The sequence below is a fragment of the Sabulicella glaciei genome (genome assembly GCF_026183895.1).
In the GTDB taxonomy this organism is placed as follows: Bacteria; Pseudomonadota; Alphaproteobacteria; order Acetobacterales; family Acetobacteraceae; genus Roseococcus; species Roseococcus glaciei.
Genome location: NZ_JAPFQI010000019.1, coordinates 44987 through 71931, shown reverse-complemented (window position 1 = coordinate 71931; position 26945 = coordinate 44987). Strand labels below are relative to the sequence as shown.

13 protein-coding genes and 1 pseudogene are annotated in these 26945 nt (G+C 63.6%); 10 read left to right on the top strand and 4 right to left on the bottom strand.

All coding sequences use genetic code 11. The features are described from left to right. Positions 1 to 110 precede the first annotated feature (110 nt). The 10 genes from OF850_RS18735 (at position 111) to OF850_RS18690 (ending at position 22742) form a co-directional block, all read left to right on the top strand. Entirely contained in the window at positions 111 to 2954 is a 2844-nt protein-coding gene (locus OF850_RS18735) for a DEAD/DEAH box helicase (RefSeq protein ID WP_301591874.1), read from the top strand. Positions 2955 to 2958: 4 nt separating this feature from the next. Next, positions 2959 to 7830: an N-6 DNA methylase gene (locus OF850_RS18730; RefSeq protein ID WP_301591873.1), complete on the top strand. Its 4872-nt coding sequence runs from the start codon at positions 2959 to 2961 to the stop codon at positions 7828 to 7830. Position 7831: 1 nt separating this feature from the next. Further along, the gene (locus tag OF850_RS18725; protein ID WP_301591872.1) at positions 7832 to 14221 is read left to right on the top strand and encodes a DEAD/DEAH box helicase; all 6390 of its coding nucleotides are present in this window, start codon (positions 7832 to 7834) and stop codon (positions 14219 to 14221) included. Further along, positions 14218 to 16440: a UvrD-helicase domain-containing protein gene (locus tag OF850_RS18720; RefSeq protein ID WP_301591871.1), complete on the top strand. Its 2223-nt coding sequence runs from the start codon at positions 14218 to 14220 to the stop codon at positions 16438 to 16440. The genes OF850_RS18725 and OF850_RS18720 overlap by 4 nt, the downstream gene beginning before the upstream one ends. A gap of 974 nt (positions 16441 to 17414) precedes the next feature. Further along, positions 17415 to 18293, top strand: a complete 879-nt coding sequence (locus tag OF850_RS18715; RefSeq protein ID WP_301591870.1) for a hypothetical protein — start codon at positions 17415 to 17417, stop codon at positions 18291 to 18293. A gap of 136 nt (positions 18294 to 18429) precedes the next feature. Beyond that, positions 18430 to 18993: a hypothetical protein gene (locus tag OF850_RS18710; RefSeq protein WP_301591869.1), complete on the top strand. Its 564-nt coding sequence runs from the start codon at positions 18430 to 18432 to the stop codon at positions 18991 to 18993. Positions 18994 to 19372: 379 nt separating this feature from the next. Further along, positions 19373 to 19717: an H-NS histone family protein gene (locus OF850_RS18705; RefSeq protein WP_301591868.1), complete on the top strand. Its 345-nt coding sequence runs from the start codon at positions 19373 to 19375 to the stop codon at positions 19715 to 19717. Between the two features lie 559 nt (positions 19718 to 20276). Then, positions 20277 to 21299 carry an HNH endonuclease gene (locus OF850_RS18700; RefSeq protein WP_301591867.1) on the top strand — a complete coding sequence of 341 codons (1023 nt, stop codon included), beginning with the start codon at positions 20277 to 20279 and terminating at the stop codon, positions 21297 to 21299. Then, a complete protein-coding gene (locus OF850_RS18695) occupies positions 21292 to 21936 on the top strand; it encodes a class I SAM-dependent methyltransferase (RefSeq protein ID WP_301591866.1) in 645 nt (214 codons plus the stop codon). The genes OF850_RS18700 and OF850_RS18695 overlap by 8 nt, the downstream gene beginning before the upstream one ends. Further along, on the top strand, positions 21933 to 22742 hold the full coding sequence (locus OF850_RS18690) for a GIY-YIG nuclease family protein (protein WP_301591865.1): 810 nt from the start codon (positions 21933 to 21935) through the stop codon (positions 22740 to 22742). Before OF850_RS18695 ends, OF850_RS18690 begins: the two co-directional genes overlap by 4 nt. A 105-nt stretch (positions 22743 to 22847) precedes the next feature. Here OF850_RS18690 and OF850_RS18685 read toward each other — a convergent pair whose 3' ends face one another. From OF850_RS18685 to OF850_RS18670, 4 genes and pseudogenes are all read right to left on the bottom strand, one after another. Continuing rightward, entirely contained in the window at positions 22848 to 23324 is a 477-nt protein-coding gene (locus tag OF850_RS18685; protein WP_301591864.1) for a hypothetical protein, read from the bottom strand. Positions 23325 to 23353: 29 nt separating this feature from the next. Next, positions 23354 to 24469, bottom strand: a complete 1116-nt coding sequence (locus OF850_RS18680) for an ankyrin repeat domain-containing protein (protein ID WP_301591863.1) — start codon at positions 24467 to 24469, stop codon at positions 23354 to 23356. A 275-nt stretch (positions 24470 to 24744) separates the two neighbouring features. Continuing rightward, positions 24745 to 25353 (bottom strand): annotated as a pseudogene (locus OF850_RS18675) (IS630 family transposase); the annotation flags it as partial. Then, positions 25352 to 26862 (bottom strand): ISNCY family transposase gene (locus tag OF850_RS18670; protein ID WP_301591862.1). Its coding sequence is split into 2 segments (ribosomal slippage): positions 25352 to 25965 and positions 25965 to 26862, totalling 1512 coding nucleotides; the frame shifts between segments, so codons are not numbered across the junction. The pseudogene OF850_RS18675 and the gene OF850_RS18670, both read right to left, overlap by 2 nt. Positions 26863 to 26945: the final 83 nt, after the last annotated feature.

Genomic DNA, 26945 nt, shown 5'->3' with positions numbered 1-26945 from the left:
TGAGTGCGGTTCCTCAACCTGGATCTGTGATCCAGCTCCGCTCTGCCACCTGGAAGGTGCTAGGGACTTCGACCCTGAAGCGCGGATTTCAAGAGGTACACTGCCGCGGCGTGAGCGGGCTCGTGCGTGACAAAGAGGCCCGGTTCGTCTGGAACCTCGAAAAAGGTGCGGCCGTCCTCGATTCGGCGGCGGTCCGGCTGGTCCCAGACACCTCGTCTGGGCTCATCGACACGAAGCTGCACCTCGAGGCCGCGTTCAGGGCGACGCCCACCACAGCACGCAGCCCCCTCACGCTCGGCCGGGCCGCGATCGACGACCTTACCTTCCAGCACTTGCCGGTGGAGCGGGCGCTAGCCCAAGGCCGGGTTCGGCTTCTGATCGCCGATGACGTTGGTCTCGGGAAAACCCTTGAGGCGGGCCTGATTACCTCTGAGCTTGCCTTGCGTGGCCGGGCGGACCGGATCCTTGTGGTCACGACCCGCGCGATGCTGACCCAGTTCCAGAAGGAGTTCTGGACCCGGTTCTCGATCCCGCTCTCCCGGCTCGACAGCGCCGCGATCCGGCGGATGCGGAACCGGATTCCAGCCCATTACAACGTGTTCGACCAGTTCGACCGGTCCATCGTTTCGATCGACACGCTGAAAAGGGACACCCAGATCCGGGACGCGCTGAAGCACTCCTACTGGGACCTGATCATCATCGACGAGGCGCACAATGCGGCCGAACGAAAGTCGGCGGCCGGGTCGAATTCGCAGCGGGCGGAGCTGGCCCAGCTTTTGTCCCGCCGGACCGACTCCCTGCTGCTGCTGACCGCGACCCCGCATGACGGGTCGCAAGAGAGCTTCGCGAGCCTGATCCGCATGCTGGACCCGACCCGCGTACCGGACCCGACCCGCCTGCACAGGTCCGACATCGAGGATCTTGTTGTCCGCCGGTTCCGGTCCTCGCCCGAGGTGGTCGCCGATATTGGCCGGGCTGTCCCGAAACGGCAGCTTTTCCCGCGCCACTTCCCGCTTAGCCCTCAGGAGGAGGAGGCCTATCAGGCAATCGCCGACCTCCACCTCGATCTCGACGAGGAGCAGACTCAGGGGCGCGCGATCGACCTGTTCCGGACCACGATCGCCAAGGCGATCTTCTCCAGCCCGGTCGCCTGCGTCGAGACGCTCGAGCGGCGGATCCGCGGAATCGAGAACGGGACCGCCCGCGGTACCGATGCGGACCGGGACCGGCTGCGGTCGCTGGCCGACCAGGTGGTCGCGATCAATACTGGCGCGTTTAGCAAGTACCAGGAGCTCCTGCAGCTTCTGCGCGAGTTGCGCTGGACCGGGAGGGCGCCCCGGGACCGGCTGGTGATCTTCTCGGAGCGGATCGCGACCGTCTCCTGGCTCGCCGAGCGGCTGCGTGAGGATCTGGACCTTTCACCGGATCAGGTGGCGCGGGTGGACGGGGGCAGCGTCGAGGCGGACGTCCGGACCCAGGAGGTGATCGAGGCGTTTGGCCAGGAGCGGTCTCCCATTCGAATCCTGATCGCTTCCGACATGGCGTCTGAGGGGCTCAACCTCCACTTCCAGTGCCACCGCCTGATCCATTTCGACCTCCCATGGTCCCTTTTGCGGTTCCAACAGCGCAACGGGCGGATTGACCGGTACGGCCAGGACCGGCCGCCGCAGATCAGCTATTTCGTGGGCAAGAGCACGCACCCCAAGGTGCGACAGATGTGGGTCCTCGAGAAGCTTGTCGCCAAGGACGAGGCGGCCCAGGCAGGCGTCGGGGATCCGGCTGTGTTCCTTGGCGCGGGGGACGCGGAGGGGGAGGAGGCGGTCGTTGCAGAGGCGGTCGCGTCCGGGATAGGCGCGGAGGCATTCGAGCGGCAGATGGATGAGCGCGCCGCTGAGGCGATCTCCCACATATCGGTCGACGACGAGTTCGCGGCCCTCTTCGGGGATTACGCGGCACCGGCACCGGCACCGGCTGAGGCGGCAACCTCCACGGACCAGGGCCCGCCCCGGCTCTACCCGGACACGTTCACCTACGCGCGTGCGATGATCGAGCGGCTGTCCCGGCCCGAGGAGAACGCCTTCCCCGAGTTGCCGCGGATCCATCAGGCGGACCGGCTGATCCAGGTCGCCATCCCGGCCGACATGCGGGCCCGGGATGGGTTCGGCTACGCGAGCGAGGGCGCCGTTGACGGCCGGTTCATGCCAGAGGAGGCGGTCGGCCCCGGGGGCCGGATCGAGCTGTCCGACCAACCTGGTGTGATCAACCAGGCGATCAGTGACGCGAAGGCGCAGGAGCGGGCCTGGCCGAGCGTGCAGTACCTCTGGGACGGGCATCCGATCCTCGAATGGTTCGCGGACCGGGCCAGCACCTTCTTCGCGGAACATGCGTCGCCGATAGCGTCGCTCGCGGGCCGGCTGCTTCCGGGGGAGGTTGCCGTCCTCCTGCACGGTGCGATCGCGAACGCAAATGGGGCCCCGGTCGTGGACCGGTGGGGCGTGATGATCTGCTCTCCGGACGGGACGATCCGGATCGAGGAAGTGGGGACGTTCCTCACCCGGACCCGCCTTTCGGAGGACACCCCGAGTCGCCCCCTGGAGGACCTGTCGGCCGCGAAGGCGGCCATCCCCATCGCCGTGGACCGGTTCCAGACCCACCTCGTCGAACTGCGGAAAGCCCGGGAGGCGGACATCGAGCGTGATCTTGACGCGGTGCTCGACCGGCTTGCCGTCCTGGAGACCCGGTTTCGGGCCCAGCTTACGCTCGACCTCGGCGATGTACCCATGGGCGATGCGGGGATGAGCCCGGTCGAGAAAAGACGCCTGACGATCCGCCGCAAGCGGGAGCAGGAAATCGAAAAGCTGTTCCACGACTGGGCAGAATGGTTCGACCGGACCCGTAAGATGGTGGCTGATCCGAACCCGCACGTGGACGTCAAAGCCGTATTTGTGGGTTGAGCGGATGGACCTGATCGGGATCGAAAACGAGGCTGAGTTCTTCCCGTCCGGGACCCTGTCGGACGTGCTCAAGGACGAGCTTCAGGACATCACCGCTCGCTGGGCGAGCCTTGAGCGGGATGCTCACCCCGTGGAGCGGCTCGTGCGGGTCGCCGGCCCGACGATGGAGGCGCTGAGGCAGGCCCGGAACAGCTCTGACCGGTCCCGGCGCGCCGAACTGGTCCGTGACGCCCATCATGCCCTCCTTCGCGCCCTCGGCTATGAGTGGCGGCGGGAGGGGGCTTTTGCTGCGCTCGACGGGGCGCCGGTGATCCCACTCGTCTCCCGTGCTGCGGATGCGACCGGCCGTGACGCGCTCTGGGTGGTCGAGGCGCCGGTCCCCCCGCCGGAGGACGAGGCCTCCGATCCGCTCGGCGCCTGCTTCAACGCGGACCAAGTTCCACCGGACCTGCGCGAAGCGGCTCTTCTGGACCGAACCATCGAGTCCGTCCTCGCAGAGGGGGTTTTTGAGTTGTCCGACGGGCCGCGTCACGTGCTCGTCCTCGGCCTGTCGCAGCTCGTCCTGATCGACAAGCGAAAGTGGCCTGCCCGGTCCGTCCTGCGGTTCGACCTGCAAGAGATCTTTACCCGCGCGGACCGGGACACGCTGACCGTCATGGCCTGCCTGATCTCCCGCGAGGCGCGCGTCCCGGACCAGGGGGTGCCGATCTCCGATCGGCTCGAGGAGGAGGCGCAGCGGAACGCCAACGCGGTCACCAGCTCGCTGAAGCGGACCGTCCGGGACGCGATCGAGCTGCTGGGTCAGGAGGTGATCGCGGTGACCGGCGGGAAGTACCCGTCCGCCTTCCCGGACGCGGCTCGGCGCGGGGTCTGGATCGACGGGCCTGAGCTGTCGCGCGAGTGCCTGCGCTACATGTATCGGCTCCTGTTCCTGTTCTACGCGGAGGCGAACCCGCGCCTGAAGCTCCTGGACATGCGCAACCCGATCTATGCGACCGGGTATTCGCTCGAGGCGCTGCGCGAACTCGAATCCGCCCCGCTCCGGACCACGGCGGACCGGGAGGGGGCCTTCCTCTGGGAGAGCCTTCAGCGGACCCTCGACCTCCTCTACACCGGCCTCGACCTGGCCGACGAGGAGCGGGGAACCGGGCTGCGCTTGCCGTCCGTGAAGGTGTCCCTGCTCGACCCGGAGAGCACGCCACTTCTGAAGGGGCTGCGACTACGCAACGAGGCGATCCAGCAGGTGATCCGGCTCCTGTCGCTCCGTTCCACCGGGAAGAGCACCGGCCGGATCTCCTATGCCAAGCTCGGCATCGGCCAACTGGGCGCGGTCTACGAGACGCTGATCTCCTTCACCGGGGTTGTCGCCAAGGCGGACATGATCGAGCTGAAGCCCCGCAAGGGGCGCTCGAACGGTGCGGGCGAGGACGGAGAGGAAGCAGGGGCGCAAGAAGCAGACGAGGAGGACGATGAGGTCTCCCCAGATGCCGAAGAGGCCGAGCAGGAAGACGAGTTCCGCCGCGACAAGGTCGACAAGCTGGCCCCAAGCTGGTTCGTCCCACGCAGCCGGATCGGCGAGTTCGCCCCGGACGAGATCGTGTTCAACGGACCGGAGGCCCTGGTCTACCCCAAGGGGACCTTCATCTACCGGCTCGCAGGTCGAGACCGGGAAAAGTCCGCCTCCTACTACACGCCCGAACCGCTCGCCCGTCTCCTCGTCAAGCACGCGCTGATGGAGCGGTGCCGGGACCTGAAGGCCGACCAGCTCCTGGAGCTGAAGATCCTCGAGCCTGCGATGGGCTCCGCCGCGTTCCTGGTGGAAACCACGAACCAGCTCGCCGACCTCTACCTCGAGCGCAAGCAGAAGGAGACGGGCCGGACCATCCCGCAGGAGGACATCGTCCTCGAGAAGCAGCGGGTCCGGGCCTACATCGCGGACCGGAACTGCTTCGGGGTCGACCTCAACCCGATCGCGGTCGAACTGGGGGCGATCTCGCTATGGCTGAACAGCCTCCACGGGAGCGAGTTCTCGCCCTGGTTCGGGGACCAGTTCCACGCCGGGAACTCCCTGATCGGGGCGCGCCGGGCCGCCTACGCCCCGTCCCTCCTCAGCGCCAAGGCGCAGGGAGACCTGTGGTTCAACGCAAAACCCGAGGAGATCGGCTGGCGCAACCGCCTGCCCGACGGGCATGTCTGGCAGTGGCTCCTCCCTGCCAAGGACATGGCGAACTTCGACAAGGACAAGTCGATCACCCCCTTCGCCAAACGCGCGCAGGATCAGATCAGGGAATGGCGGAAGGGCGGGTTCTTCAAGAAGCTGGAACCGCACGAGGTCAAGCTGGTCCAGAAGCTCAGCCGGATCGCCGAGGCGCTGTTCGACCAGGTCGCGGAGGACCTCGCCAAGACCCGCGCCGCGGCGAATGACGAGATCACCCTGTGGCCCGACAAGGTGATGCCGGGCAACAAGGGGATGGACTTCCACGAGAAGGCCCGTCGCAACGCCCAGCTGATCGGGGCCGACCACGCGACCAACACGCTCCCCTACAAGCGGCTGAAGACCGCGCTGGACGCCTGGTGCGCGCTCTGGCTCTGGCCGCTGGACCGGGCGGACCTGCTGCCCAGCCGGGCGGAGTTCCTTCAGGGGATGGCGATGATCCTCGAGGGGGGCTTCACCGCCGACGGCGCGCTGGCGGCGCCGAGCGTGACGGAGTTCGCGGACCCGGCTCCGGACTTCCTACACCTGCTGGAGCCGGACGCGCCCGCGAGCGACCTTTTCAAGGCGGCGGCCAAGCGGCAGGAAGTGCTGTTCCGAGAAACGAATGTCGAGGCGTTGATCGAGAATTTCGACTGGCTGAAGACGGCGGTCGAGGTGGCCGAGCGCGAGCGCTTCGTTCATTTCGACCTGATCTTCGCCGATGTCATGAAGGCGCGGGGAGGGTTCGACCTCATCGTCGGGAATCCGCCATGGGTAAGGCCAGGCTGGTCTGAGATTGATGTCCTCTGCGAGATCGAGCCCGCCTTAATTGCGAGACCAATGTCTGCTGTCGATGCGGCAAATGCGAAAGTTACAATTTTGAATTCAGCAAGAGCCAAATCGCGTTACTTGTCCGACCTTGTTTCCGCAAAGGGATCAATGGCTGTCACCTCGTCAGCTGAAATGCAACCCTTTGCGGGTGGCGGCAGGAACAATCTGTACAGATGCTTTGTTGATCTGGGCCTTAGGCTGTCGAGCGAATCCGGCACTCTGGCACTGATCCATCAGGACGGTCACCTCACAGACAGTGGAGCTACCCTGTTTCGGACGAATTATTACCGCAGATCCAGAAAACGTTTTCACTTTCGAAATGAACTTAAGCATAAAAACTTTGCGGAAGTTGGAAATCAGGCTGAATTCTCGCTCAACATTTACGGCTCCGACAGAGGTCTAGTTAATTTTGAGAACTTTTCGAGCGCTTTCATTGCGAGGCAAGTGGACGACTCCTACGCTCATGACGGCGCTGGCTCCGTGCCTGGAATTAAGGATGAGAGCGGGAAATGGGATACCAAGGGTCACAGCTCCAGAATTGTTAAAATTGATGAATCTGCTATTTCTGCTTTTGCCTCAGTTATGGGTGAGGCGGCCACTTTTGATCAAGGCGCCCCTTCGTTCATCGAGCCATTCTCGGTCAACGTAATGGCTGTTGTTGAGAAACTAGGTGAAAGTAGAAAAATCTCCGGCTCAATTGCAAATTTTCAAATGAGCACGCTCCTCGATGAAGCTGCAGCTCAAAAAGATGGGACAATTCTCAAATCTCCCGGGTTTAGATCTCAGAAGGAAAATCAGATACTTACAGGACCAATGATATTTGTGGGCAATCCGATGTTCAAGCAGCCAAGAAAAGGTTGTAAATCGCATCGCGATTATGAACCTCTTGATCTGGCCAACGTTGGGGCGTCTTTTCGGCAAAGGACTCTTTTTCAGCCGTTGATAAGTGGATCGGACCTCGAGGACAGAACCCCACGTTGTAAATGGAGCACGGAAGCGCATATCAGCTCGTTTAGGATCGCGATAAGGAGAATGCTTGCGCCTTTTGGTGAAAGAACTCTGATATCAGCCTTGATCCCCCCGAGCGTTGCTCATGTCGATGCATTGACTAGCTTTTCGTGTGAGAATGAGACGGATTTGATACGCGTAGGATGTTCGTTATCTGCGTTACCGCTTGACTTCTTGGTTAAGGCATCGGGTGAGTCTCAGTTTGGACAACCAGCTATAAGGAGAATGCCAGTTGCGGCTGCCTCTAGAACACTGACAAACAGGTTCTTGCGGCTTAATTGCATTACCGAGGCCTACTCACCCTTTTGGAATCGGCATTTCACTGATGGTAACGTCGTTAGTTGGTCCTCGTCTGACCCTCGCCTAAACCTCGAAGGCTCGGTGATTGGTCCCGCGACTTGGGACTTGACTGCCGGCCTCCGGACCGAGTTCGCCCGCCGCATGGCGCTCGTCGAGATCGACGTGCTGGTCGCTCAGGCGCTTGACCTGACGCTCGACCAGCTAATCGAGATCTACCGGATCTACTTCCCGGTCCTGCAGGAGAACGAGGCGGGCACCTGGTATGACCAGAACGGCCGAATCGTCTGGACCTGCTCCAAGGGCCTGCCCGGCGTCGGCTGGCTGGACGACCGCGGCAAAAGCCCAGGCCGTGCTGCGTGGGAGAAGATCCTCGCGGACGATCCGGCGGAACTGGCCTGCACCGCCATCGACGACACGATGCCCGGCGGTCCCCGGACCGCTACCCGCCACTTTGTCGGCCCCTTCACCCAGTGTGACCGGATCGAGGACTATCGCCGCGCCTGGGCTTATTTCGAGCGGCTGAAATTCGACAAGGCCGCCTGAGATGAACCCGGTCCTGCTCGCCCGTCATGTGCAGGACAGCCTGCGCGAACTGGTCCACACGACCCTGAACAGCACCAGCCCCGCCTTCCAAGGGATGGTTGATCGGTTCATGTCGGAGCCGGGGAGTTTCCTGAAGGGTCCGTGGGTCTCGGTGGACATGCCATTCCGGCAGATCGACGGGGCGGCTGACGGGACCTGGAAGCAGCCCTTCCCGGAGGTGCCGCTGCTCTTCGCGCCCTACCAGCACCAGACGGATGCCTTCGCCCGGCTGAGCGGGGAGGCAATGCGTTCGACACTGGTGGCGACCGGGACCGGATCGGGGAAGACGGAATCCTACCTTTGGCCGATCCTCGATCACTGCCGACGGCACAAGGGGAAGCCCGGGATCAAGGCGATCCTGATCTACCCGATGAATGCGTTGGCGACCGACCAGGCACGCCGGATCGCGGACGCCTTGAGCCGGATCCCGTCGCTTCAAGGGGTGCGGGCGGGGATCTATGCGGACGCGGAGCCGCAAAACCCGGCGCATGAGGTGACCTCGGAGAGCGTGATCACCCATCGCGAGACGATGCGAAGAGCCCCCCCCGACATCCTGCTGACCAACTACAAGATGCTTGACTACCTGCTACTGCGCGGGCGCGACAAGCCGCTCTGGGGGCAGAACGACCCGGATACGCTCCGGTTCCTGGTGGTCGACGAGATGCACACGTTCGACGGGGCGCAGGGAGCGGACCTTGCTCTTCTGCTGCGCCGCTTGAAATACCGTCTGAACACCCCGGATGGTCACCTGATCTGCGTCGGCTCCTCGGCCACGCTCGGCTCCGGCGAGGAGGCGGCGACAGACCTGAAGCGCTACGCAGAGACGATTTTCGGTGAGCCGTTCGACGCGGGCGCGGTGGTCCGGGAGACCCGCAAGACCCCGAACGAGGTGTTCAAGGACCCGGAATATCTGGACCGCCCGGACCCTGCCGAGATCCACGCGACCTTGTGTGAGGCGGCGGAGATAGACCAGCCGGGGGCAGCGCGCCGGCTAGCCGCTTGCCTTTTTCCGGACCGGACCGCTCCGGACCTCGCCTTCCTCGACGGGGGCGACCCGACGGACCCAGCCTGGCGGATCGCGCTCGGCGACCGGCTTGTCCAGCACCAACTGTGCCAGCGGACCCTGAAGATCATCGCCGAGCACAAGGGGCCTGCCTCGTTGGAGGTGGTCGCGGCTGGGCTCGGACAGGTCCGCGCCCTTCGGGACTGGTCGGAGGCGGACAAAAGCGCGCTGGCCGAACTGGTCGTGGCCTTGGTCGCTTGGGCCAGATCCGGAGCGATCGAGAGCCCGAGGCCCCTTTTCAGCGTTCGGCTTCAGCTTTGGATCCGGGAGATGTCCCGGATGGTGACGACCCTGCCGCGGCTCGAGGCGGGCGGGGTCCGCTCGCAGATGGACCTGTCCCATGCGCTGGACCTGGATCGGCACATTCTCCGCCGGGCCCTTCCCGTCGTGAACTGCAACAGGTGCGGAGCGACGGCGCATGTCGGGCGGCAGGACGCAAGGTCAAAGTCGCTCCATGCGGACCTCGAGCAGCTCTATGAGGAGTTCTTTGACGAGAACGGGGCGAATCGGATCCGACTGATCTATCACGAGTCGATCGACCGCATGGTCCAGGCGAGCGGCGCCGGGGGCCAGATCGTGAAGGGGGTGCTCCACGCGGAGACGGTCGAGTTCACGCCGGCAGATCACGACCATCTCGAGCCAGGACCAGCTTCGCCGGTCTGGATGTACAACCCGACTGACTCAAACGGCCGGATCGATCGGACCTGCCCCGCATGCGGGCAGGCGCGAGGGCTGCTCCTGTTCGGGATGCGCGCGGCGCGTTTGACGAGCGGTATTACCGGGACGCTCTACACCTCGGAGCATAACGAGGAGCGGCCGGAGGCGAAGCCGCGCTTCCTGATGTTCTCGGACTCGGTTCAGGACGCTGCACATCGCGCGGCGGTCGCCGAGACTCGGAACGCCCTGTCCGTCTACCAGAAGGCTCTCTACGGGGCTCTTCGCGGCACAGAGAGCGGCGCGATGAGCCTTCACGAGGTGATCGAGAAGGTCCCTCGCGCGCAGCTGGCCGATCTCGGCCCGAACGGGTTCACAGCCCTCTTCATCCCGAAGGAGCTGACATGGCGGCGCCGCTACCAAGATCTGATCGGGAGCGGGACGTCGATCACGGATCCGGTCTTCCTCGACCATATTCGGATCCGGCTTGGCTGGGAGTATTTCGTCGATCTGAGCTACCGGGCACATTTCAACCACACACTCGAACTGAACGGGATAGCGGCAGCGGACGTCCCGACGGACCTCCTCGCTTTCTCGGCTGACCGGCTGTCGCGTGAACTGCGTAACGAGCTGCCGGGCGCACCCGAGTTCGACCCGGTGCTGCTGACCCGGCTACTCGCCGGGGTGACTCAGCGGATGCGCCGACAGGGGTCCGTGGCGCATCCTTATCTCGAAAGCGCGATCGCGACCGGCAAAGGGCGCTATGGGCTTAACTGGTTCGCGGCCGCCATCCAGGTGGGGGCCGGCAAGACTGGCTCCCTGCCGAGCCCAGACGGTCGCCGGGGCCTCGCCCCAATCCCGGTGACCCTCGGCCACCCACCGATCGGGTCCGAACGGATCACCCGGACCGGAACCGCCAGTTGGTACCAGGACTGGCTTTTCCGGACGATCGGCCCTTCCGATTTACGCTACGCGTCGGACCCAGAAACGATCTATCCGATTTTGCTACGACGCCTTGAGGCTGACGAGATCGTTCGGCGCGTGAATGGGCCGGAGGGAACGAACCGCCACGCCTGGCTTCTGGTGCCAGAGCGGGTCACAGTTTCAACCGCCACGATCGGGCTCACCTGCGACCGGTGCGGCCGGCGCGAAACCGGGCTCGCAGAAAACGCGGAGGTCCTCGTCGGATCCCCCTGTACGCGAATAGGCTGCGACGGGCACTTCGCTGCCACGAAGCAACCTGACCGGCCCGCCCTGCGCCGATCCCTGCGCTCGGACCGCAATCACAGGGTGGTCGCCCGAGAGCATACCGGGATCCTCGAGACGGATGAGCGGCTACGGGTCGAGACCGGATTCATCAAGGGGGAGACCTGCTGGGCCCCGAACCTGATCTCGGCCACCCCGACCCTTGAGATGGGGATCGACATCGGGGACCTGTCCACCCTGCTCTTGAGTTCCGTTCCTCCAGAGGAGGCGAACTACGTCCAGCGGATGGGGCGGAGCGGGCGGCGTGACGGGAATGCCCTAAACATGGTCCTCGCGAACGCGCGCGCGCATGACCTGCAGTTCTGGGAGAACCCGACCCCGATGCTGGCGGGCCAAGTCCGCCCGCCGGGCGTGTTCCTGGCAGCGGAGGAGGTACTCCTTCGTCAAGTGACCGCGTTCACCCTCGACGTCTACGTGTTAGGCTCGACCGTGAGCGGGGATTACGGGAAGGTCCGTGACGTGCTCAAGCGCCGGACTTCGGGCGTGACCCAAGGGTTCCCGGTCGAATGGCTTGAGCTGGTGCGCGAGACCGGGCCGGAGCTGGCGAACCGGTTCCTTTCCGGCCTGCCGCAGGAGGTCCGGGACCGGACGGATCTGGCAGATCGGATCCGGTCCTACCTAACCGGGACGGATCCGAAATCGATCGGGTGGCGCGTCGGGGAGGCGTTCGACGCGGCAGCGACAGAGCGGGCCCGGCTCGTGGAAAAGCGGGAGGAGGCGACGAAGGAGCTCAAGCGGCTCCAGAAGCGCCGCGCGGAGCTGACAGATGAGGAGTATCAGCGTCGCGAGCAGGACCTCAACCGGGACCGGACCGAGATCAACCGGCTGATCCGCAGCGGGATCGACGACGTGCCGGTGATCAAATTTCTGACCGACAAGGGGATCTTGCCGAATTACGCCTTCCCAGAAGAGGGGGTGAAGCTGACCTCGATCTTGTCGCGGCGCAACGACGGTGCGGTCGCGCGCGACGAGGATGGCCTCCTGCACAAGGAATACTCCCGCCCGGCTAGCTCCGCTTTGTCGGAGTTTGCACCGGGCCAGTTCTTCTACGCCAACGGTCGCCAGGTCCAGATCGACCGGATCGAGATGGGTAAGGAGGACCTGACCGCTTGGACCTTCTGCCCTGGCTGCTCCCATGTTGCGCACCGCATCGAGGGGACGGAAGCCCGCACCTGCCCGAAATGCGGCGACGAGATGTGGTCGGACAGCGGCTCCGAACACAACGTGGTCCAGCTGAAGTCCGTCATCGCGGTGGACAGTGAGGAAAAGGCGGCGATCCGCGACGGAGATCAGCGGGACCAGCGCCAGTTCGACCGGGCCCTGATGCCATTCCACGGGCCGGAGGATATCGCCACCTCTTGGTTCACGAGCCGAGACAACGGCGCCCCGTTTGGGTTTGAGTTCCTCCCTCACTGCACCTTCAGGGACTTCAACTTCGGCCAGAAAACCAGCCTTCCAGGCCCGAAGATCGCGGGAGAGCGCCGGCCTGCGCAGCCGTTCCGGATCTGTCGGCACTGCGGGTCACTCCAGGGCCCGCCACGTGGCGCGGACGATCGCGGGACGCACCCGCCGAATTGCCTGGTGATGCGGGATCAGGACTTGCACCGGGACCGCTGGGAGACCGGCGTTTTTCTGATGCGGAGGTTCGACACAGAGGCGATCCGAATCGTGATCCCGGTGGTCGGCGACGCGGATGACGATGACCTTAAGAGCTTCGTTGCGGCGATCAACCTCGGGATGCGGCGTCATTTCGCGGGGAAAGTGGACCACATCCGGTCCACTATCTTCCAGGCGCAGCTTAACGGGATGACCACGGTCCGCAGTCTTTACCTCTACGACTCCGTCCCAGGCGGTTCAGGCTACCTGCGCCAGATCGCTGAGCATCCGGACACGATGCGCGCGGTGATCAGCCGCGCGGCGGAGGCGCTCCGAGACTGCCCCTGCAACCAGGAGCTGGACCGGAACGGGTGCTTCCGTTGCGTGAAGCCGTACCGGTCCCAGTTCGGACCAGGAGAGCCGGACCGGGATCGGGCACGGCAGATGATGGAGACGATTCTCCAAAAATGGGACAGCCTGACTCGGGCCGAGACCGGGATCGACGAGTCGATCCGGGGGGCACTGGTCGAGAGTGTGCTCGAGAAGCGGCTCCTACGGGCCCTTTCCGACCATTACGGAGACGGGGCGCTGACCCCGCAGGTCCTCCCGGGTGGACGTCGCGGCTTTGTGCTGCGCGCGGGCCGGTCGGACGCGCCGCGCCTCTGGACGATCGAGCCGCAGGTGCAGATCGACGCTCGGTTTCGGGGCCTCCCTCGCAAGAGGGTCGATTTCCTGGTCACGCCCGTCGGCCGCGGCGTGGGACTACCGGTCGTAATCGAGATGGACGGGATCGAATATCACGCGGACACGGTGGCGCAGGACCTGCTGGACCGGATGCTGATGATCCGGTCCGGGCAGGTGCGGGTCTGGACCCTGTCCTGGCGAGACCTAGACCCGGCGGATAGCGCCTACCTGAACCCGCTCTCCGAGACCGCCCTCGGCACGCAGATGACCGGCCCCCTCGGAAAGGCGCTGGCAAGCCCGCTCCTCGCCCCGCATGCGGAGGCGGTCCGTGCGCTTCAGACGGTCAGCACGGTGGAGGCGCTCAGGGGCTTCCTCGATGGGGACACCGACCGCGATGCGACGATCCGCTCCATCCTGGTCCGGGGGCTTGTGAAGGCGGGGCGGCCGCTCGATCAGCTCCCTCGACAGGCGGCCCTCTCCGAGGCAGGGTGGCTGTTCCTGCTCTCACCGGGGCTCGCGGAACATGTCGGGCTCGGGGCGCTCGACCTCTATATGGCCTGCCAGAAGATCACGCCGACGGAGTGGGCGCAGTCCGACCGCGACGTCCGGCTCCTTCTGCGTGCGGTCCTGCCGGACCCAGGCGCGAAGGTCCTTTACACGGAAGCGTGGCGCGGGCTCTGGCGGATCGTGAACCTGTTCCAAGGGGTGCGTGGACTCCATGTCGAAGTCGATGGGCTCGAAACGCTAGCGCCGCCGGACATGTCGGAGCCGGTCGATGAGCCAGAAGTGCTGCAGCGCACGGCGGTTTGGGAGGAGGCGCGCGCCCTCTGCGACGAGGCGTTCCACCCACTGATCGACGCGCTGATCGCGGCGGAAACCCCAGGGCCGGACCGGATCGGGGACGACCTGCTCGTGGGTAGCCGCGTGATCGGCATGATGGAGTTCGGATGGGTGGAGGCGCGCGTCGCCGTCGCTGAGAAGGCCCACGAAGTGGTTGACTGGGCCCTGATCCGGTTCGATCCGCAGGCCGACCAGGTCGGGGAGACAGTCTCGAGAATTATCAAGGCCCTTCAGGAGGCACGGACATGACGGGCACGATGGCCAAGCGGGTCTCCTACGACATCGGCTGCATGAAGAGCCTGCGGAAGTTGCCCGACCGGGTGGCGCTCAAGTTTATGGACATGATGACCCGTTACATGTCCGACCCGTCCGCGAACGGGCTGAATCTCGAGACCGTGGAGGGATCCAAGGACAGTTCGATCAAGTCTCTGCGGGTCGATCAGGGGTACAGGGCGATCGCCTTCGAGATTGGCCGGGACATCATGTTCGTGCACGTGAACGAGCACGACAAGGCCTACCGCTGGGCGGCCGGGCGCCGGGTCAAGCTCGACCCAGAGACGAACCGGATCCGGGTCATCGAGGAGGTCGACGCGGTGACCGAGCCTGTAGCGATCCTGGCCCGCGTTGCCCCGCGTCTTTTCGAAAACGTCCCTGACGCGCGGCTGCGTGCTCTTGGCGTGCCAGAGGAGGAGTTGCCGGCGGTCCGCAACATCCCCACGATCGAGACGATGGAGGGCGCGGAGGACCGGTTCGACCCACTCACCTATCAGATTCTCTACGCGATCGCGGCCGGCTATGAGGACGAAGAGATCAAGTCGCTGACCGGGGTCGGCGGGGAGCCGGACGCGGAGCCGCAGACACCCGTAGCGGATCTGACCTTCGGGCAGTTGATCGAGACGGAGCAGAGCCGCCAGACAATCTTCATTCCGGACAGCGAGGCGGAGCTGCGTCGCGTCTTTGAGGAGGGGCTCGAGGGGTGGCGCGTTTTCCTGCACCCCGAACAGCGCAAGATCGCCTACCGGGACTATAACGGGGCGGTCCTGGTCCGGGGCGGCGCTGGGACCGGCAAGACGGTCGTTGCGATGCACCGGGCAAAGCATCTGGCGGACCAGATCGAGAAGGATCCGACCCTGGAGGGCCGGCGGGTGCTTCTAACGACCTTCACGACCAGCCTCGCCCATGACATCGAGGCCAACCTGCGGACCCTCTGCCCGGCGCATCTGGACGCGCGCCCGCCAAGGATCGAAGTGGCCAACCTAGACCGGTGGGTTTCCCGATTCCTCAAGCGGAAGAGCTTCACGCGCGAGGTCGCCTTCTTCGGCGAGGCACGCGACCGCCTCGATCAGGTCTGGCGGTCGGTATTCGACGATCACGAGCTACCCGAGGGGCTGTCCGAGCCCTTCGTCCGCGCGGAATGGGCGCAGATCGTGCAGGCCAAGGCGGTGGCCGACCAGAGGGGCTACCTGAAGGCGTCCCGGGCTGGGCGCGGCACACCGCTTGACCGCAAGAAGCGGGCTGTCCTTTGGGATATCTTCGCCGATTACCGGGCGCGGCTGATCAGCGAGGGGCTTGCTGAGCCGGATGACGCGTACCGAGAAGCGACCGAAATCCTGACCTCGGAGGCACCGAACCTCCCTTACGCCGCTGTGATCGTAGACGAGGCGCAGGACATGGGGGAGCAAGCATTCCGGCTGATCCGCGCGATCGTTCCGGAGACCCCGTCCGGGGACCGGAATACTGTCTTCATTGTGGGGGACGCGCATCAGCGGATATATGGACGGCGAGCCAGTATGTCCGCCTGCGGGATCAACGTCCGGGGCCGATCGAAGCAGCTCCGGCTCAACTACCGGACCACGCAAGAGATCCGCGCTTGGGCCGTCTCCGTCCTTGAGGGCGTGAGTGTGGATGACCTTGACGAGGGGACGGAGACACTGCGCGGCTACGTCAGCCTCATGCAGGGGGCTGCCCCGTTGCTAGTCGGGTGCAAATCTGAGGCCGAGGAACTGGAGGGGCTGGTAGCTTGGCTCCGCAGGCTCCCGGCAGATCGAATTCGACTCTCCGACATAGGCGTGCTTTGCGCGCGCAAGGCGGACGTGGAGAGGGTCCACGGAGCGCTATGCGCCGCTGGGATTGAGACGGTGCTCCTTCAGTCCGGCGCGGACGATCGGGCTATTCCTGGAGTCCGGATCACGACCATGCACCGGGCGAAGGGCCTCGAATTCTTTGCGGTGGCTATCCCGTTCCTCTCCAACACCGCATTCCCGCCACCGGGCGTGCTTCGGGCGGCGGTCGATCCAGCGGACTGGGAGGACATCGTTATGCAGTACCGGTCTCTCCTCCATGTCGCAGCAACCCGTGCGAAGCAGGCGCTTCGCGTTTCTTGGTCGGGAACTGCAACGAACCTGATTGACGCTGCCACCTTGGATGCCCCGCCCGGAGCCACGGTTGCGTCCCGACTGGTGGTGTAGGAGACCCAAGCGGCGCGCGCCTGGCAGCACCGTCGGGCGGCCGGAGACCCAGGCATCTAAAGCCAGCCTCTTCGGCTCAGGCCGCCGACTTCGCATCGAGGATCCCGCAGCGCGTGGTTCTGAACAACGGGAAACGCTTAACCAAACTGATGGTCGAGCACGGTGTCCGGGTGCGAAGCAGCCGAACCGCTGAGTTCAAACGTAAGCGAGGCGCCGAGGCCCTTGGCCTAATGTTGGAAATAGGCCCGGAGCGAGGCGCTGGCCGCAGTTTTGACTGTCACAACGCTTGCAAGCGCCTCTCTCAAGATATTCTGCATTCGCCTAGGTGCTGAGCGAGGATGCTAAGCGCGCGGAGCACATTGAGCGGTATGAGGAGCAGGCGGAATTCGCAATCCAGTGGGAGACCATGTTCGGGCTTCGTCAGATCGCAACCGACACGTACTGGAAACGTCGGTTGCGTGTCCGGGCGCACAATTATCCGCGCGCCCCGGTGTCCGCACGCCGAGCAGCGGAGGCGGTCCAGCCAGTCCTGCGTGGACAGCGCCCCGGCCAGCCGCACGGCGCGGCGGATGCCCTAGCGACGCAGCGCCCGCTGCGCCGGCCGAACCAACAGCCCTCGCTCGAAGCTGTCGCCTTGGTTGCTCCGGCCCAGCGTATGCCGGGCGAGCCTCGCCTCACGGTATGGAGAGCGAGACTTCGTCGCTTCAGAGAGGAGGAAGACCGTTGGGTGGCGGCACGCAGCAGTTGGCCAAACGCCGCCTCCCTGAGGTCTTCTCTACAAGATCTAAGTGATCTCAACATGCCGACAGCAAGGTCGGGTCGACACTAAACCGCCACGGCCCCCGCCGAGCCGATCAACCACATACGCGCGAGTCAGATGCTTGGCATGAACACCGATCCCGCTGAGACTGTCTGTTGCGCCACCAACATTTCTGCAATAGTAAGGAACGCAAAGTTGTCGAAGGAGAGCGTCCATGCAAGAAATAAGCAATAATGGTAAGTACATAATTCGTTCAAGTTTTGGATCGTCGATATACGAAGGAACGCTTTCTGATCGGTCCGCCGGGTCGGGTGCAAGCGTTCAATTTGACATCATCCAGATTAATCCGGTCTACAGAAGCTTCTTCTGGCAAATTGAGCCAGTAACCGGACAAACCAGCGACTTCTGGAACATATTTTTTTCGAACAAAATTGGCGGAGAGCCGGCCAATCAATTCGCGTTGTCTGGCTTTGGAACGAATGCGGGTGGATCTGGCAATCAGATACTCCTCAACGCCGACAATGTTAGAGAGCGCGACGAGCAATTCGCTATTTCTTTTTATGTCAGCAATCTCGATCCTTTCTCTGGTGTGCCGCCGGTTGCACGAGCAACCTTTACCATTTTGAACGACGACGGCGTGACCTTCCGCTTCTTTCATACCCAAGCGGGGGGACATCTCTTCACAACCTCGGCCGTAGAGGCAGCCAGCGTGCGAGCGAACCTGCCGCACTATCGGGATGAGGGCGTTGCCTTCCTCACTGCCGACGCCAGTGTGGCCAACGCAGTACCAGTGTTTCGCTTCTTTCACACCCAGGCCGGTGGGCACTTGTTTACCACTTCAGCTGTCGAAGCGGATGCCGTGCGCGCGAACCTGCCGCACTATCGGGACGAGGGCGTGGGCTTCCATATGTCAGCCACTGCGGGCGAGGGACTGGCACCCATTTATCGCTTCTTCCATACCCAGGCCGGTGGGCACCTGTTCACCTCCTCTGAGGTAGAGGCGGCCAATGTGCGCGCGACCTTGCCGGTCTACCGCGACGAGGGCATCGCCTTCTATGCGCCCACGCGCATCGCAGACGAACTCTTCGGCTAGCTGTATTAAGGGCGAGCGGCCGCCTGCGATACGTGCAGGCGGCCAGTCTATAATGCATTCAATTTTTGTGCGGCTCCTGACGCTGACACTCTTCTTCTGAGCAAAGTTTCCCGAACCGTCTGGAAAAGGAGACGACGTGTCTGACAACATCGCGACCGTGGTTGACTGGTATGGCCCGTATTCGAAGTCGGAAGCAGTCACGAAAGCTCGTGAATGGGACCTTAAAGGTCTCTACGCCGCAGTCGGGCACATGGTCAAAGGTACACGCGGACCGAGAAAACTTTTGTATGTCGGCCTGAGCAAAAACGTCGCCACACGCGTAGGTTCGTCCCACCACAAGCTTGGGACAATCGGCGGCGGTAAAATTTGGTTGGGAGAGGTGTCGGTTCCGGCAATTCCAGGACGCAAGAGGAAGACAGAGCCACATGCCAATAGTGTGGAGTGGGCTTTGGTCCGCTTTCTCAGCCCTCTTTTGAACCAGAAGAAAAGGTCCGGAGCTCCGGACAAGTCTTGTATCGTTGTGAATCGGTGGTGGCACTACAACACCGAGACTGGAGATTACAAGGATCTACCTCGTCCCAGCGCGGGATGGCCCGACATCGTAGAATACGACGCCCATCGGGGATCAGCGAACCTAATTTGGTTGGGCAAGCGCGCCAGGGTCAAGCCAGTGTACTTCATGAGTTCCGTTAACGCCTAAGCTCGGGCCGCGGCGTCAGGCTTGCTTTGGGTAGGTAGGCCAGTGCTGGCCGACGATTTCTGTGCGCCACTCGCGCCAATAGGGGAAGTACGCAAAGGTCACTGCCGAGCGATAAAGGCCGCTCATGCGAAGCGCGGCGCCCGGTTCAGGACTTAGAGGATTTCCGGGTTTGACGGGTTCAGTAGGGCCGCGCCGGTCCTCGGAAGGATCGTTGAGCCAGCCACCTCGCCGCCGCTGTCCTCCGGTGCGGGTCTAACCAACCTGAAACGGCTCTAGTCAACCCGCGATGCATGACTATTTCCGCTTTACCGGCGTTCGTTGCCAACCGGCAGCAATGCGATTAGCCAGCAACCAAATTGTGTGTGAATGGAGTCGTGCCATGACCAGCAACAAGATGAATCTCGATGCGATGTCAGCTGAAGAACTGGTCACGTTGATTAACGAGGCCACCGCTATGCTGGAGAGCAAGAAGGAAGAGGCTAAGGCTGCGCTCGTCCAGGAGATGATCAAGCGGGCTGAGGCTTTGGGCCTGAGCCTTCAGGAAGTCCTGAGTGGCCAACCTGCTGTTGGGAAAGCTCGCAAGCCGCGCAGCGATGCCGGGAAGGCTCGTGACCCAAGGTATCGCGGTCCTGGCGGCCTGACGTGGTCGGGCAAGGGTCGCAAGCCCGGCTGGCTGACTGAGCTCGAGGCTCAGGGAAAGAGCAAGGATGATTTCGCCGTCTGATCGGAACGTGTACAGCCCACGCTAGCAGGAAGGAGTAGGTTTTGACCCAGCTCTGGCTTGTGCGTGCGGGGAAGAATGGCGAGCGCGAGACTGCAGTGATCTCGCAAAGCGCCCACCGCCTTGGCCCGAGCCGAAGGGCGATGCCGCTGTCCGAAGGCGGCGCCAGGATAGACTTCGCGGTCTCCCGGCTGGCCCTGCACGGCGAGGCGGGGCCGCTCCAGGCAGCCTGGTGGCAGCCGGCGCGGCTCACCGAGGCACGGTCGCTGACAACCGGATCTGCCGCCTACTGCGTCCACGATCGTGACATTGAGGAGCCTGTCTATATCGGGAAGACCTCGTCCCTGCCGGCGCGGGCCGCAACTCACGCTGCCGCGCCTTGGCCGGTTCGGGAGCCCTGGCTCGCGTACTCGCCGCTGCCCCAAGGGACACCGAGGCACGTCCTGCGGGAGCTCGAAAGCGATCTCCTCGGCTGGCACTTTTGGTGGTCCGGTCGGGCGCCGCTCGCCCAGTACAGCCTACGGCCACGCCGACCGACCAACGCGGCCAGGGAGACGGCGGAGTGACTGACTTCCTGGCGAAGGCCCCGACGCTCGACGCCAACTGGCGCGCCGTCGTCCTGTTTGGCCGCAACGTGGCCTCCTACAAGTTTGCCCTCGCCAAGACTTTGCTTGGGCTGACCGAGCGCGACGACGATCGTGTGCCGCTGGAGGAACTCGCTGCCCCGTTCGCCCGGCACCTGTGCGAGCACCTGACGCTCACCGATAAGCAGACCACCTCCCGCTCGAGCAAGTTCCTGGACGCGTGTCGCGCTTTCAACCGCGGCGAGCTGTCTGAAGAGGCGCTGGTGGGAACCACGGCGCGACTCGGCTTTGTCAACGTGATCGATGCCTTCCACGTGGTCGGCAGCGGGCCGGTCCCGGTTCGCTTTTTCGAGGATGAGAGAGGAGGGAACCGCGGCGGAGGTGGCGCTATCCGCCTGACCGACGACCTGCGGCGGCTCGCCGGCTCCGTGCAGGGTCTCGGGCTCGCCGACGAGGCCGAAGCGCGCTGGCGGCTGGTGGAGACTGCCTGGCAACTCGATCTGCCCCGGGCCGGTGTCGCAGTGCAGGCCGACGCTGCGCAGGACCTGCTGTTCGTCGAGGCCGATCGCGGGATCCGGCGCACGAGCCTGACCCGCGTCCGGGGCGCGCTGAACGGCTATCAGCGCGGGCGCTGCTTTTATTGCCGGGCGGAGGTGCCGCTCACCGCAACCGAAGTAGACCACTTCTTCCCATGGGTTCTGAAGGAGCGGGGCGAGATGCCGGACGCCGATTGCGTCTGGAACCTCGTGCTCGCCTGCCGCGGCTGCAACCGCGGCGAGCGCGGCAAGTTCGCAGGCGTACCCTCGCCGAAGCTGATCGCGCGCTTGCACGAACGCAACAACTGGCTCGTGGACAGCCACCACCCCCTGCGGGAAACCGTCATGCTGCAGACGGGCGTGGACGCCGACGCGCGCGCGTCATTCCTTCGGGCGCGCCAGCGCATTGCGCTCGATGCCCTCGTGCACCAATGGGAGCCGGAGGGGGCGGCCGCCGATGGCTGAGTGCGGCGTGGACTCAGTCGCTTACTATGACCGGAACGCAAAGCGCTTCGCCGCAGACACTGGCAGCTTGGACATGGCGGCGCTCCACGAGCGGTTCCTCCGGCATGTGCCGAAGGGAGGCAGGATCCTTGATGCCGGCTGTGGAGTTGGGCGCGACTCGGTGGCCTTCGTCGAGCGTGGATTCACGGTGCTAGCATTCGATGCTTCAGCCGAGATGGTGCGGCTTGCGAAGCAGTGGGTCGCGGGGCGGGCCGAGGTTCTGCAGATGCGCTTCGAGGACGTGGCGTGGCGGGAGGAGTTCGATGGGATCTGGGCCTGCGCCTCGCTGCTGCACGTCCCGAAAGCTGAGTTTTCAGCAGTCGCAAAGCGGCTTGCATCGGCACTTCGGCCGTGGGGCGCCTTGTACCTGTCTTTTAAGCTCGGCAAGGGCGAGCGCGAGATAGCTGGGCGCCACTTCGTAAACCACACCGAGGAGACCATGGGTGCAGCCCTTCATGGGACTAGCCTCGCGCTGACAGAGATCTGGACCACCGGAGACGTACGCCCGGGCCGTTCTGGCGAGCGGTGGATCAATGCCATAGCGAAGCGCACCTGCGTGGTTAGCTCTCCCGTCTCAGTACAGGCCGTAGTTCCATGACCATTCGCCTTGCAGAAATATGGCCTATCGCTGCTCCAGCCACCTTCAAGCTGCACTTTGCGCGTTGGAATCGAATAAACCAGCCGCTCGAGGCCTGGGCGCGGAGCCGTTCGGAATGGCAGAAATGGCAGGAGCATCGGCCTGCCCGGGACGATTTCAACCGCCCACTCATCTTCTCCTTAATGCAGTTCTACCATGAACCTGACACTTGGCTTTTTGGCGGCGTGTTTCGCGTGCTTGGTCGCCACCCTGATCGCTACGAGGTAGAGCTGGCAGGCGAGGGCGCAGGCTTCATTGGGCGCCTCAAGCTCGGCTCTTCGTATCGGAATCGCAGCACACGTGTGAACTTCGAAAATCACCACGCCGATCTCACGGTTCTAGAGATTCTTCGCGAACCCTATTCTGGACGAGCTTTTCCAGGGTTCGATGAAATCGACTTGGGCTTTGAGGAACTGGAAACGCTGGTCCGCAATGGCCGCCCGGATTGGAAAGCAGCGCTTGAGAGCGTAAAGGGCATCTATCTAATCACCGACACGATGACGGGCCTGCGCTACGTCGGCTCCGCTTACGGTGATAATGGAATCTGGTCTCGGTGGTGCAGCTACGCTGCGACAGGCCATGGCGGCAGTGTTGAACTGCGAAAACTCGCAGCAGAGCCAAGCCTGGCCTACATTCGCCAGGCTTTCCGGTTTGCACTGTTGGAACACCGGCCAGTCGGCACTGCAGACGAAGTCATCCTTAGGCGTGAGGCATATTGGAAGCAGATCCTGCTCACGCGGGATCAGTTCGGGTTGAACCGGAATTGATGCGCGCCACACCATCACATGCGGGGCTTGTTCGTCGTCCCCAGGTTCGGGGCAGGACTGGCTGTTGCTGACTGCGCAGCGCTGCCTCAGGTAGGAAATAAGCGCCTAAAACGGAATACCAATAAGAAACCTAAGGGCAGATAGGGCACTGAATGGGTTGACGGCTTCAGCGAACAGCGCTTCTTCAATTGCCTGCTCCAACGCCGAGTTTTCAATCCCAGTGTTGACCACCACAGCATCGCCGATCTTTGTCGCGACCTCGGAGGTCACCGCAAAGAGGATTTCTGGATGCTCATTCACTGCCGATGTCACGTAGCTGACGCTGTCCGTAGCCTTAAGTTGAATTTCCGAAACATCGTTGAGCCCGCCGAAAACCATGATGTCGGTCACCGGATGGTTGGTGGCTTCGAACATGGCGGCGTGTGTGCCCGCCGCTTCCAAGGCTTCGACATATTCCTGCTCGAAAAGAATGCCCTTGATATTGTTTATATGTCCGCGGACAGCTCCCGAATCGACCGCTTCAAAATAGGCGGCAATTTCTTCAGGAGACGATTTTTCTAGCGCGCTATAACCGCGCCGCACCGAGTCGAACACATCCGTTTGTGAAATGTTCAGGGCTTAGCTCCCCTTTCCATCAACAAACGAATTATACTGTTTTGATGATCAGACAGAGTGCGGAAGCCGTATCCAGCCAAAGCCAAGCTGCTTTTTTCTTCTTTCTGTCTCAAATTGGGGTCGGCTCCTTGGCTTAGAAGCAGTTCAACCACGTCAAGGTGCTTCTGCTGGCAGGCCCGCATCAGTGCGGTATGCCCATCGTGGCCCAACTGGTCGACGGCAGCCCCGGCTGCAAGCAATATACGGCAGAGTTCCAGCTGTCCGCGTTCCGCAGCGATATGGATTGGAGCCCAGTACGGGCCTTTCACGTTAACGGATGCTCCGCTTTGGACTAACGTTGAAGCCAATCTGTACTGGGCGCGGTGAATCGCGCTTAGCAGAGCCGGGTTTCCTTCCTTATCCCTCATGTTCATGTCTGCTCCGGCGTCCAGAAGGAGCTGGAGGATGTCGGCATCACCACGATGAAGCACAGAAATGAGCAATGGCTCGCCATCGGAGCTGCCAATGTTCACATTTACACCGTCCTGGATCAGCTGGCGCACTACATGGTAGGCTCCATACTGGTAGGCGGACAGCAAGGCGGCTTCTTTATACTTTCGTCCGAACCTTGCGCCATGTTTCGTCAGATAGTCGACGATGAACTGGTGCTGTTTAAAAAAGGCCCCGGTTAAAGCATTCCAGCCGTCTTCGCTGCAGATATGGAGGTCGGCGCCTTTCTCCACCAGAAATTCTACGATACGAGGGTAACCTTTTATAGAAGCCCAAATCAAAGGTGTCCATCCGAATTTGTCGCGCGCTGAGATCTCGGCGCCATTTCGCAGCAACGTTTCGGCCACATCGAAGTATTCGTTTTCTAAAGCGAAAAAGAGTGCCGTTCGACGATCCGGGCAAGCGAGGTTCGGATTGGCGCCCTTGGAAAGAACGTCATCAATGAGATCGAGGTAGCCAAGTTTGATGGTAGACCGAAGAACGGCACCGTCACCAAAATTGGGGTCGAAATTCTGGTCAGCGAGGCAGTTCCTTGCCGCGCCTTTAAAACCCTGTTCAAGTGCGTTTATGAAACGTGCAGCTGGGCAGCCAGACTCATCCTTGATATCGATGATTGCGGACAATTTCTCCCAGACCTTCTGTTCTGATCGATGGAAATGATTACCGCCGAGTTGCTTTGCGGGCCATAAGATGTGGCTTTCCCGATGAGATTCTTGCCATGAGAAAGATCTGCCATCACTCGATTGGTGGCTGCGTGTCGCGTAACATCTCCTTAATGCCCCAAGACGGCAAGGACTCCTGATGCAACTATGAAACGGAAATTTCTGCTGTGCAACCGTGATGCTGTAACCGAGGCGTGGCTGCTAGATTTTTGCCATTACTCTAGAGCATTTTCGGGTTACTCGAACGCATAGCCTGAGTGTTCAAGGTAGTTGCGACACTCGCTTGGGCTGAAGCGGCCGAGCAAGTTGCCGATGGTGGCCCACAGAGCCTCTTGTGTGCGGGCGGCGGCTTTGCGGAGCAGGGCCTTGAGCTTGGCGAAGGTCTGCTCAATTGGGTTGAGGTCCGGACTATAGGGCGGCAGGTAGAGCAGGCTCGCGCCCCGAGACCGGATCGCCGCCTCGATGCCGGCGACCTTGTGGGCGCCGAGGTTGTCCATCACCACCACGTCGCCTTTCGCAAGTTCGGGCGCGAGGAACTGCTCGACATAGGCGCGAAAGGCCGGGCCCGTCATCGGGCCATCCAGCACCAGCGGCGCAACGAGTCCGGTGCTGCGCAGCCCGGCCACGAAGGTGGTGGTGCGCCAGTGGCCGTGCGGCGCCGCATCGACCAGGCGCTCGCCCCTCGGGCCCCAGCCGTAGCGGCGAGCCATGTTGGTGGCGGCACCGGTTTCATCGAGGAACACGAAGCGCTCAGGGTCCATGAAGCGCTGCCACACCCGCCACTGAGAGCGGTGGGCCGCGACATCCGGCCGGTCCTGTTCAGCGGCCCGCAGCGCTTTTTTTCTAGGTCGGCAAAGCTTGCTGGCATGCCTGCTGCTCGAGTGCGGCCAGGTATCGAGCAGGATCGCGGCGAAAGCGGGTGCGTAGCGTTCTGGCGAGACGCCTCGGCTCGAGGCGTTGGCGGAGGTCGCGCCAGCGTTGGAGGCTGACGCGACCGAGGTCGCGCGCGCTGGGCGGATGCAGCCGCGTCGCGGTGGCGGCGAGCACGCGCACTTCGCCGCGCAGCACCAGCGCAGGGGAGGCCGTCTTGCGTCCGGTGGCGCGGCGTTCGTGGTAGCGCTGGGAGCCGAACATCTGCTCGAGATCGTTGTTGGTGCGTGGCAGCCCCGCGACCGCGGGGCAGTGGAACAGGCCCGGCCGGTAGCTGCGGGTGACCTTCAGGAAGTGCTCGACGGCGCCAACCAAGTTGCCGGCCTCGGCGCCGTGGCGGGTCATGGCGCCGATCAGCCCATCGAAGCGCCGACGAACAAGGTCAGCAGTCTCGCCAGCGGCGTTGCCGAGGATCTGGGCAGCACGGTGAACCCAGCCATAAGTCCGTTCGATGTCCGGCCACAGGGCGGCGGTCCCCTCCAGGCCGCGGCCGATCAGGACCCGGAGCCGCGTCAGCGCCGGCGTGAGCCCCCTTTTTCCGCAACCCGGTCCAGGCTGTCGGCCACGGCCGCAAGCCGGGCCTTGAGCTTCAGCCCCGAGGCGGCGAGCGGCGGGCGCCCGTCGTCGGTGATGGCGCTGCGCACGGCCGCACAGTAGCCCCGCGCGACCTCGGCCGCGGGCTCCTCAGCGCCTTCCACCGAGCGCTCGATGCGCCGCACGCCGCGGACCCGCTTCTTGAGTTCCTTCTTGGCGGTCCGGTCGGCCTCGAACACCGGGTGGGCCGCCTCGCGGAGAAAGTGGAAGTGGCAGAGCTGGTGCGGCACCCCCGGCAGCGCCTCGGCCACCGCGCGGCGGATCGAGGTCTGCCCGTCGCCGATCACGCCCAGAACCGGCACGCCCACGGCCGCCTTGGCCTCCTCGAGCAGCGGCACGAGATCCTCCGACCGGCTCGACAGCAGGCTGCGCGCGAGCAGCACCGCACCGGACAGGCAGTCGCGCAGCACCCAGAGCACCTCATGCCCGACATCGGGCTGCAGCCCGTCGAGGGCCAGAATGACGCCGCCCTGGGCCTTCAGCACCCGCCGCAGGTGCCGCCCGCCGGTCAGAGCGCTGGCCAGAAGCTCGTCGTAGCGGTCGAGCAGGTTGGTGACGCTGCGCTCGGCGATCTCCACCCCGCGGCCTCGCAGGGCGGCGTGGATCTCGGGAACGCTGCGGTGGTCGCGATGCCGCAGCAGGCCGACCAGGGCGATCACATCCAGGCCGAACTCGTGCTGGGGCAGCGCCAGCGCGCCTTCCGCCTCCGGCCGATAGGGAAGGTGAAAGCGTGGGCAGTCCGGCGCCTCGCAACGGCGGATCCGCAGCCGAAGCCGCACCATCCCCGACAGGGTCACCAGGTTGCGGCAGTTGTCGTAGCGCACCCGCATCCGCCCGCCACAACCAGGACAGACCTCACGGACCGGGGTCAGCCGCCGCTCCCGCTCCGGCCGCTCTCGTGCCGACAGCCTCG